The sequence below is a fragment of the Mycolicibacterium chubuense genome (assembly GCF_001044255.1).
GTDB lineage: Bacteria > Actinomycetota > Actinomycetes > Mycobacteriales > Mycobacteriaceae > Mycobacterium > Mycobacterium chubuense.
Genome location: NZ_JYNX01000070.1, coordinates 1 through 10,382, shown reverse-complemented (window position 1 = coordinate 10,382; position 10,382 = coordinate 1). Strand labels below are relative to the sequence as shown.

Below are 10,382 nucleotides of genomic sequence, written 5' to 3'. Positions count from 1 at the left end.
CCCACCTGGTGCCGGGAGACCCGGCCGTGCCCGGCGCCCCGTCGGGTACCGAGCAGGTCGTCCCTGCGGCACCGGTGCCGGGTCCGCCCGCATGAGTCGCGAGGCCGGGCGTCGGGACCGCACCGCGCGCGCGGCCGGTGCCGAACGCTCGGCGCGGTCGCGCCGTGTGCGCCAGGCGGCTCCGCGCAGCGGGCTGCGCAGCGCGTCGTTCGTGTTCCGGCACCGCGCGGGCAACGCGGTGATCTTCCTGCTCATCGTCGTGGCGGCCGCGCAGCTGTTCACGCTGCAGGTGCCGCGTGCCGAGGGGCTGCGCGCCGAGGCCGCCGGACAGCTCAAGGTCACCGACGTCGACGCCGCGGTGCGCGGATCCATCGTCGACCGCAACAGCGACAAGCTGGCCTTCACCATCGAGGCGCGGGCCCTGACCTTCCAGCCCGTCAAGGTACGCAAGCAGCTGCAGGAGGCATTCGACAAGGCCAAGGCCGAAGCCATGGCCGACACCGAGAATGCCGAGGCCGCACCGGATCCCGACAAGCGGCTGCGGGAGATCGCCGACGGCGTGGCCTCGCGGCTGGGCAACAAACCCGACAGCGCCACCATCCTCAAGAAGCTGCGCAGCAACGAGACGTTCGTCTACCTCGCCCGCGCGGTCGATCCCGCGATCGCCGACGCGATCACCACCGCCTACCCGGAGGTCGGCGCGGAGCGCCAGGATCTGCGGCAGTATCCCGGCGGCGCACTGGCGGCCAATGTCGTGGGCGGTATCGACTGGGACGGCCACGGTCTGCTCGGCCTCGAGGATTCGATGGACTCGGTGCTGGCCGGCACCGACGGATCGGTGACCTACGACCGCGGCTCCGACGGCGTCGTGATCCCGGGCAGCTACCGCAACCGTCACGACGCGGTGAACGGTTCGACGGTGATGCTCACCCTCGACGACGACATCCAGTTCTACGTCCAGCAGCAGGTCCAGCTGGCCAAGGACGCCTCCGGGGCCGAGAACGTCTCGGCCGTGGTGCTCGACGCCAAAACCGGTGAGGTGCTGGCGATGTCGAATGACAACACCTTCAACCCCGCCCAGGACATCAGCAAGCAGTCCGTCCGCGAACTGGGCAACCTGTCGGTCTCGTCGCCGTTCGAGCCGGGTTCGGTGAACAAGATCGTCACCGCCGCCTCGGTCATCGAGTACAACCTGTCGAATCCCGATGAGGTGCTCCAGGTTCCGGGGTCCATCGACATGGGCGGGGTGAACGTCCGCGATGCGTGGAGCCACGGCGTGATGCCGTACACCACCACGGGCGTGTTCGGGAAGTCGTCGAACGTCGGCACCTTGATGCTCGCCCAGCGGGTCGGCCCGCAGCACTACGCAGAGATGCTGCGCAAGTTCGGGCTGGGCCAGCGCACCGGTGTCGGACTGCCCGGCGAGAGCGCAGGCCTGGTCCCGCCGATCGACCAGTGGTCCGGCAGCACCTTCTCCAATCTCCCCATCGGACAGGGTCTTTCGATGACCCTGCTGCAGATGGCCGGCATGTACCAGGCCATCGCCAACGACGGGGTGCGGATGCCGCCGCGCATTCTCAAGGCGACGATCGCCCCGGACGGCACCCGCACCGACGAACCGCGGCCCGAGGGCGTTCGGGTGGTGTCCCCGCAGACGGCGCGCACCGTGCGCGACATGTTCCGTTCGGTGGTGCAGCGTGACCCGATGGGCTACCAGCAGGGCACCGGTCCGGCGGCGGCGGTCGAGGGCTACCAGATCGCCGGCAAGACCGGCACCGCACAGCAGATCAACCCGGCCTGCGGGTGCTACTTCGACGACGTCTACTGGATCACCTTCGCGGGGATGGCGCCCGCGGACGACCCGCGCTACGTGGTCGGCATCATGATGGACAACCCGCAGCGCAACGCCGACGGCTCGGCAGGCCACTCGGCCGCGCCGCTGTTCCACAACATCGCCTCGTGGCTGCTGCAGCGCGAGAACGTGCCGCTGTCGAAGGATCCCGGTGCGCCGCTGACCCTTCAGGCGGGTTGACGCACGCGGGGGGCGCCAGCGGGCTGGGTACTGTGGCATGGCCATGAATCTGCGCCCCAGCCATCCCGTCGGTGTTCCGCTCGGTGACGTGGCCCGCCTCATCTCCGCACTGCGCGCGGACGGCGCCACGGTGCCCGACGTCGCCCTGACCGGCGTGACCCTGCGCGGACAGGACGCCCGGCCCGGCGACCTGTTCGCGGCCCTGCCCGGCGCGCGGGCGCACGGCGCCCGCTACGCCGCCGACGCGGTGGCGCGCGGTGCGGTCGCGGTGTTGACCGACCAGGACGGGCTGGCCGAGCTCGGCGCGGGTCTCGGCGTACCCGTGCTCCTGCACGCCGCGCCGCGGACCGTGCTGGGCGCGGCGGCCGCCGCGGTGTACGGGCATCCGTCCGAGCATCTGCGCGTCATCGGCGTGACCGGCACCTCCGGCAAGACCACCACCACCTACATGATGGAGGCCGGCCTGCGGGCGGCGGGGCGGGTGGCCGGTCTGATCGGCACCGTCGGGGTGCGCATCGACGGCCGCGACGAGGCCGGCGGTCTCACCACCCCCGAAGCCCCCGACCTCCAGGCGCTGCTCGCCGTGATGCTCGAGCGCGGCGTCGACACCGTGGTGATGGAGGTGTCCAGCCACGCGTTGACCCTCGGGCGCGTCGACGGGACCGCGTTCGCCGTCGGCGGTTTCACCAACCTGTCCCGGGACCACCTGGATTTCCACCCCACCATGGACGATTACTTCGACGCCAAGGCTCGGCTGTTCGACCCCGCCTCGCCGACACACGCCGCCGCGTCGGTGATCTGCGTCGACGACGAGTGGGGCCGCGCCATGGCGCGGCGCGCCGACACCGCGGTCACCGTCGCGGTCGGCGGCACCGCCGACTGGACGGCCGAGCAGATCCGCTCGGTCGGCGACGGCGTGCAGGACTTCGTGGCGGTCGATCCGGCTGGCGTGCACCACGGCGTGGAGATCGGGTTGCCGGGCCGTTACAACATCGCCAACTGTCTGCTCGCGCTGGCGCTGCTGGACGCCGTGGGGGTGTCGCCCGAGCAGGCGGTGCCCGGGCTGCGCGCGGCGACGGTGCCCGGCCGGTTGGAGAAGATCGACCGTGGCCAGCCGTTCCTGGCTGTCGTCGACTACGCGCACAAGCCGGGAGCGCTGCGTGCGGTGCTGGAGACTCTGCGTGGCCAGTGCGGCGGACGGCTCGCCGTGGTGTTCGGCGCCGGCGGCAACCGGGACGCGGGCAAGCGCGAACCGATGGGGCAGGTGGCCGCCGAGGTGGCCGACCTGGTGGTGGTCACCGACGACAACCCCCGCGACGAGGACCCCGCGGCCATCCGGGCCGCCGTCCTGGCGGGTGCGGCGGGCGGGGCCGCCGAGGTCGTGGAGATCGGAGACCGGCGCGCCGCGATCGACCACGCGGTGGCGTGGGCCCGGCCCGGGGACACCGTGCTGATCGCCGGCAAGGGCCACGAGACCGGCCAGACCAGCCGGGGGACCACCCGGCCGTTCGACGACCGCGCCGAGCTCGCCGCGGCCCTGGACGCTCTGACCGCGGGAAAGGCGGGCCGATGATCGCGCTGTCGCTGGCCCGGATCGCCGACATCGTCGGCGGCCGCCTCACCGACGTCACCGCCGAGGAGGCGGCCGAGATCCGGGTGACGGGCACGGTCGAGTTCGACTCGCGAGCGGTCGGTCCGGGATGTCTGTTCCTGGCGCTGCCGGGAGCCCGTGCCGACGGGCACGACTTCGCCGCCGCGGCCGTCGGCGCCGGGGCGGTCGCGGTGCTGGCCGCGCGCCCGGTCGGCGTGCCCGCGATCGTGGTGGATCCGGTGGCCGCCGAGGACGGCGCGGCCGGCGTGCTCGAGCACGACACCGACGGCTCTGGTGCGGCGGTGCTCGCCGCGCTGGCCCGGCTGGCCGCCGCGGTGGCCGCCGAGTTGGTGGCCGGCGGGCTGAGGATCGTCGGCATCACCGGGTCGTCGGGCAAGACCTCGACCAAGGACCTGATCGCCGCGGTGCTCGCACCGCTGGGCGAGGTGATCGCCCCGCCCGGCTCGTTCAACAACGAGCTCGGCCATCCGTGGACGGTGCTGCGCGCCACCGGCGACACCGACTTCCTGGTCCTGGAGATGTCGGCCCGCCACCCGGGCAACATCGCCGCGCTGGCCCGCATCGCACCGCCGTCGATCGCGGTCGTGCTCAACGTCGGCACCGCCCACCTCGGCGAATTCGGCTCGCGGGAAGCCATCGCCGCGACGAAATCGGAACTGCCGCAAGCAGTTCCGTCGTCAGGAGTGGTGGTTCTCAACGCCGATGACCCGGTGGTGGCGGCGATGGCCGACGTGACCGCCGCCCGCGTCGTGCGGGTCGGCCGGTCGCCGGAGGCCGACGTGTGGGCGGACAACGTGACGCTGGACCCGCTGGCCCGCGCCCACTTCACCCTGCACGCCGGGCGGGACGAGGCGCCGGTGTCGCTCGCCGTGCACGGCGACCACCAGGTGTCCAACGCGCTGTGCGCGGCCGCGGTGGCGCTGGAGTGTGGTGCCTCGCTCGAGCAGGTGGCGGCGGCGCTGGCGACCGCGGGCCCGGTGTCGCGGCAGCGGATGGCCGTCACCACCCGCGGCGACGGAGTGACGATCATCAACGACGCCTACAACGCCAATCCGGACTCGATGAGCGCCGGGCTCAAGGCGCTGGCGTGGATGGGACGCGAGGGCCGCACCTGGGCGGTGCTCGGCGAGATGGCCGAACTCGGCGACGACGCGATATCCGAACACGACCGCATCGGCAGGCTGGCGGTGCGCTTAGATGTCTCGAGACTCATCGTCGTCGGAACCGGGAGGCCTATGAGCGCCATGCTGCACGGGGCGGTCATGGAGGGCTCCTGGGGCTCCGAGGCCACCCCGGTGCCCGACGCCGACGCGGCCCTGGCCCTGCTGCGCGCCGAGCTGCAGCCCGGCGATGTGGTGCTGGTCAAGGCCTCCAACTCCGCCGGGCTGGGCGCGCTCGCCGACGCCCTGCTCAGCGAGGACGCCCGATGAGGCAGATCCTCATCGCCGTCGGGATCGCGCTGGCGGTGTCGATCCTGCTCACCCCGGTGCTGATCCGGCTGTTCACCCGGCAGGGCTTCGGTCACGAGATCCGCGAGGATGGCCCGCCCAGCCACGCCAAGAAGCGCGGCACGCCCTCGATGGGCGGGGTGGCGATCGTCGCGGGCATCTGGGCCAGCTACTTCGGCACCCATCTGGTGGGCGTGCTCATCGACGGCAAGGGTCCGTCGGCGTCGGGGCTGCTGGTGCTGGGCCTGGCGACGTCGCTGGGCGTGGTGGGTTTCGTCGACGACCTGATCAAGCTGCGCCGCGCCCGCAACCTGGGGCTGAACAAGACCGCCAAGACCGTCGGCATTCTGGTCGCCGCGGTGCTGTTCGGCGTGCTGGCGCTGCAGTTCCGCAACGCCGACGGGCTCACCCCGGGCAGCCCCGAGCTGTCCTACGTGCGCGAGATCGCCACGGTCACGCTGGCGCCCGCCATCTTCGTGCTGTTCTGCGTGGTCATCGTCAGCGCCTGGTCGAACGCGGTGAACTTCACCGACGGCCTCGACGGCCTGGCCGCCGGAGCGATGGCGATGGTGTGCGCGGCCTACGTGCTGATCACGTTCTGGCAGTTCCGCAATGCGTGCGCCACCAGCCCGGGGCTGGGCTGCTACAACGTGCGCGACCCGCTCGACCTGGCGATCATCGCCGCCGCGACCGCCGGGGCGTGCATCGGCTTCCTGTGGTGGAATGCCGCGCCGGCCAAGATCTTCATGGGTGACACCGGCTCGCTCGCGCTGGGCGGCATCATCGCCGGCCTGTCGGTGACCAGCCGCACCGAGATGCTCGCCGTCGTCCTGGGCGCACTGTTCGTCGCGGAGGTCACCTCGGTGGTCGTCCAGATCCTGGCGTTCCGCACCACCGGCCGCCGCGTGTTCCGGATGGCGCCTTTCCATCACCACTTCGAGCTGGTCGGCTGGGCCGAGACGACGGTGATCATCCGGTTCTGGCTGTTGACCGCGATCGCGTGCGGGCTGGGCGTGGCCCTGTTCTACAGCGAGTGGCTGACCACCGTCGGGGCCTGAGGTGGACGAGCCCCTGCGGTCCGGCGCCGCGGTCCTGGTCGTCGGGGCGGGCATCACCGGCCGGGCAGTGCTGGCCGCGCTGACGCCGCTGGGGGTGCGCGCCACCCTCACCGACGACAGTCCGTCTGCGCTGACGGCGTTCGCCCGGGATGGGGTCGCCGTCGTCGACCCGGCTTCCGCGGTCGCGACGATCGCCGACGTCGACCTCGTGGTCGTCAGCCCCGGCATTCCCCCCACCGCGCCGATCCCCGTCGCCGCCGCGGCCGCGGGCGTGCCGGTATGGGGTGACGTGGAGCTCGCGTGGCGGCTGGACCGGGCCGGTCACCACGGCCCGCCGAAGACCTGGCTCGTGGTGACGGGTACCAACGGCAAGACCACCACGACGTCGATGCTGTTCGCGATGCTCTGCGCCGCGGGCCGGCGTGCGGCGCTGTGCGGCAACATCGGCGAACCGGTGCTGGCCGTGCTCGATCAGGCGGTGGACGTGCTGGCCGTCGAGCTGTCGAGCTTCCAGCTGCACTGGGCGCCGTCGGTGCACCCGGACGCGGGCGTGGTGCTCAATGTGGCCGAGGACCACCTGGACTGGCACGGGTCGCTGCAGGCCTACGCGCAGGACAAGGCGCGCGCGCTGACGGGCCGGGTGGCCGTCGGCGGTCTGGACGACGCGATCGCCACCCGGTTGCTGCGCGAGTCCGACGCGCCGACCAAGGCCGGCTTCCGGCTGGGGGAGCCCGGCCCGGGTGAGCTCGGCGTCGTCGACGGCCGACTGGTCGACAACGCGTTCGCGCCGGCGCAGGTGCTCGCCGACACGGCGGTGATCCCGGTGGCCGGTCCGGTCGGGGTGCTCGACGCGCTCGGGGCTGCGGCGCTGGCCCGGGCGGTCGATGTCCCCGCGGAGGCGATCGCCGAGGCGCTGTCCACGTTCGCGGTGGGTCGGCACCGCGCCGAGGTCGTCGCCGAAGCCGACGGCGTGCGCTACGTCGACGACTCGAAGGCGACCAACCCGCATGCCGCGCAGGCGTCGATCAGCGCCTACCCGCGGGTGGTCTGGGTGGCCGGCGGTCTGCTCAAGGGCGCCTCGGTGGACGAGATGGTCGCCGCCGTGGCGAACCGCCTGGTCGGCGCCGTGGTGATGGGTCGGGACCGGGCCGTGGTCGGCGAGGCGTTATCACGACACGCACCGGATGTCCCCGTCGTCGAGGTGGTGACGGGGGAGGATTCTGGGGTGGTTGAGAATGCTGAGACACCTGTGACTGGTGGGACTCGAGTGGTCGACATCGGTGGCAGGCCGCTGGCCGAGGCGGTCATGGCCGCCGTCGTCGACGCCGCCCGTGGCCTCGCCCGGCCGGGCGACACGGTGCTCCTGGCACCTGCGGGGGCATCCTTCGACCAGTTCAGCGGCTACGGACAGCGGGGTGACGCGTTCGCCGCGGCCGTGCGCGCAGCGATCGGCTAGCGGGCCGCCGTGAGCACGATCCTCACCCGTCTGCGCCACCGGCGCGCCAACCCCGCCGCCGACGACGCGGGGACCTCGCTGACGTCGTCGACCGCGTCGCACAACGCCTCGGGCACCGGTCCGCCTGCCCCGCGCACCCGGATCGGGGCGTGGCTTGACCGGCCGATGACGTCGTTCCACCTGATCATCGCCATCACCGCGCTGCTGCTCACGATGGGCTTGACCATGGTGCTGTCGGCGTCGGGCGTCTACTCCTACGACATGGACGGCTCGCCGTGGGCCGTCTTCGGTAAGCAGTTGCTGTGGACGGCTATCGGCCTGTTCGCGTTCTACGTCGCCCTGCGCGTGCCGGTCGCGATCATGCGCCGGTTCGCGTTCTCGGGCTTCGCGTTCACCGTCGTGTTGCTGGTCCTGGTGCTGGTCCCGGGCATCGGGAAGGTGTCCAACGGCTCGCGCGGTTGGTTCGTCATCGCCGGGTTCTCGATGCAGCCCTCGGAGCTCGCCAAGATCGCGCTGGCGATCTGGGGCGCGCACCTGCTCGCCGCGCGGCGCATGGAGCAGGCCTCCCTGCGCGAGATGCTCGTCCCGCTGGTGCCCGCCGCGGTCATCGCGCTGGCCCTCATCGTCGCGCAGCCCGACCTTGGGCAGACACTGTCGATGGGCGTGATCCTGCTGGGCCTGCTCTGGTATGCCGGCCTGCCACTGCGCGTGTTCCTGACGTCGTTGAGCGCGGTCGCGGTCTCCGGTGCCGTGCTGGCCATGACCGCCGGCTACCGCTCGGCGCGTGTGCAGTCGTGGCTCGACCCCGGAGCCGACGCGCAGGGCTCCGGCTACCAGGCCCGGCAGGCGCGGTTCGCGCTCGCCAACGGCGGGGTGTTCGGCGACGGACTGGGCCAGGGCACCGCGAAGTGGAACTACCTGCCCAACGCCCACAACGACTTCATCTTCGCGATCATCGGCGAGGAACTGGGATTCATCGGCGCCGCAGGCCTGCTGTGCCTGTTCGGCCTGTTCGCCTACACCGGCATGCGGATCGCCCGGCGCTCGGCCGATCCGTTCCTGCGGTTGCTCACCGCCACCGCCACGCTGTGGATCCTCTCTCAGGTGTTCATCAACGTCGGCTACGTCGTCGGCCTGCTCCCGGTCACCGGGCTGCAGCTGCCGCTGATCTCGGCCGGCGGAACGTCGACCGCCACCACCCTGCTGATGATCGGGATCATGGCCAACGCGGCCCGGCACGAACCGCAGGCGGTGGCCGCGCTGCGCGCCGGCCGTGACGACCGCGTGAACCGGCTGCTGCGGTTGCCGTTGCCCGCGCCCTACGTTCCCACCCGCACCGAGGCGCTGCGGGAGCGGTTGCGGTCCCGCAGCACGCGCGCGCCGAAACCGGCCGCCAAACCCGCCGCCAAGTCGTCCGCCAAGAAGCCGGCCGCTGCCCAGCGGGCCCGGTCGGCGGACCGCCCGGTGCGCTCGGGCCGGGCGTCGGTCGGTTATGGTGCTGGCCGTCGTAGTCAGGGCCGGCCGGCCCGCACTGGAAGGTGAGCGTTACGGGTGACGGGGATCTCGGTCCCGCCGGGGCCAGGCGCAGGGGACGGCCGGAGGCTTTCGGTGGTTCTCGCCGGCGGAGGCACGGCGGGCCACGTCGAACCCGCGATGGCCGTCGCTGACGCGCTGCGCGCACTCGACGCGGACGTCCGCATCACCGCGCTGGGCACCGCCCGCGGCCTGGAGACTCGGCTCGTCCCCGAACGGGGTTACGACCTCGAGCTGATCACCCCGGTGCCCCTGCCCCGCAAGCTGTCCGCTGACCTCGCCCGCCTGCCGCTGCGGCTGCGCCGGGCCGTCCGGCAGACCCGGGCGGTCCTCGACGACGTGCAGGCCGACGTCGTCATCGGGTTCGGCGGCTACGTCGCGGTGCCCGCCTACCTGGCAGCGCGCAGCGTCCGCCGCGGCAAGCGGGTGCCCGTCGTGGTCCACGAGGCGAACGCCAGCGCCGGCTGGGCGAACCGGGTCGGCGCCCGCTCGGCGGCCCGGGTGCTCTCGGCGGTGCCCGATCCCGGTCTTGGCCCCGTCGAGGTGGTCGGGGTGCCCGTGCGCGAGAGCATCACGTCGCTGGACCGTCTGGCGTTGCGCGCCGAGGCGCGCGCGTTCTTCGGCTTCGCCGACGATGCCCGGGTGCTCCTGGTCTTCGGTGGCTCGCAGGGTGCGCAATCGCTCAACCGCGCGGTCTCGGCGGCTGCGGAAGGACTTGCTCGGCAAGGGGTTTCGGTGCTGCACGCGCACGGTCCCAAGAACACGCTGGATCTTCGCGCCTCGGCGCCCGGTGATCCGCCCTACGTCGCGGTGCCGTACCTGGACCGGATGGACCTGGCCTACGCCGCGGCCGACCTGGCGATCTGCCGCTCCGGAGCGATGACCGTGGCCGAGGTCAGTGCCGTCGGCCTGCCCGCGGTGTACGTGCCGCTGCCGATCGGCAACGGCGAGCAGCGCCTCAACGCCCTGCCGGTCGTCGAGGCCGGTGGCGGCCTGATCGTCGACGACCGCGACCTGACCCCCGAGTTCGTCTCCGGCACGGTCGCCGGTCTGCTCACCGATCAGGCCCGGCTGACCGCGATGACGGCGGCCGCGACGCTGGCGGGGCATCCCGATGCCGCCCAGCGGGTCGCGCAGGCCGCGCTCGACGTGGCGGCGGCGGCGCGCAGCGGGCGGACCCGCCGGTGAGTGGGCAGACGCTGCCCGCGGAGCTGCAGCGGGTGCACATGGTGGGCATCGGCGG

At 72.6% G+C, this 10,382-nt stretch carries 7 protein-coding genes; all 7 read left to right on the top strand.

Features of this window, described 5'->3' with window-relative positions; translation table 11 throughout:
• Positions 1 to 2,032 (top strand): peptidoglycan D,D-transpeptidase FtsI family protein (locus MCHUDSM44219_RS25175; protein WP_413783651.1); only part of this gene is annotated, 2,032 nt, incomplete at its 5' end.
• A 43-nt stretch (positions 2,033 to 2,075) separates the two neighbouring features.
• Positions 2,076 to 3,605: a UDP-N-acetylmuramoyl-L-alanyl-D-glutamate--2,6-diaminopimelate ligase gene (locus MCHUDSM44219_RS25170; RefSeq protein WP_048421006.1), complete on the top strand. Its 1,530-nt coding sequence runs from the start codon at positions 2,076 to 2,078 to the stop codon at positions 3,603 to 3,605.
• Positions 3,602 to 5,074, top strand: a complete 1,473-nt coding sequence (locus MCHUDSM44219_RS25165) for a UDP-N-acetylmuramoyl-tripeptide--D-alanyl-D-alanine ligase (RefSeq protein ID WP_048421004.1) — start codon at positions 3,602 to 3,604, stop codon at positions 5,072 to 5,074. Before MCHUDSM44219_RS25170 ends, MCHUDSM44219_RS25165 begins: the two co-directional genes overlap by 4 nt.
• Complete coding sequence (gene mraY, locus MCHUDSM44219_RS25160) at positions 5,071 to 6,150, top strand: phospho-N-acetylmuramoyl-pentapeptide-transferase (RefSeq protein WP_048421003.1); 1,080 nt, start codon at positions 5,071 to 5,073, stop codon at positions 6,148 to 6,150. Before MCHUDSM44219_RS25165 ends, mraY begins: the two co-directional genes overlap by 4 nt.
• 1 nt (position 6,151) lies before the next feature.
• Positions 6,152 to 7,606 carry a UDP-N-acetylmuramoyl-L-alanine--D-glutamate ligase gene (gene murD / locus MCHUDSM44219_RS25155; protein WP_048421002.1) on the top strand — a complete coding sequence of 485 codons (1,455 nt, stop codon included), beginning with the start codon at positions 6,152 to 6,154 and terminating at the stop codon, positions 7,604 to 7,606.
• A 9-nt stretch (positions 7,607 to 7,615) separates the two neighbouring features.
• Positions 7,616 to 9,148: a putative lipid II flippase FtsW gene (ftsW, locus tag MCHUDSM44219_RS25150; protein WP_109777965.1), complete on the top strand. Its 1,533-nt coding sequence runs from the start codon at positions 7,616 to 7,618 to the stop codon at positions 9,146 to 9,148.
• Between the two features lie 9 nt (positions 9,149 to 9,157).
• Entirely contained in the window at positions 9,158 to 10,327 is a 1,170-nt protein-coding gene (gene murG, locus MCHUDSM44219_RS25145; protein WP_048421001.1) for an undecaprenyldiphospho-muramoylpentapeptide beta-N-acetylglucosaminyltransferase, read from the top strand.
• Positions 10,328 to 10,382: the final 55 nt, after the last annotated feature.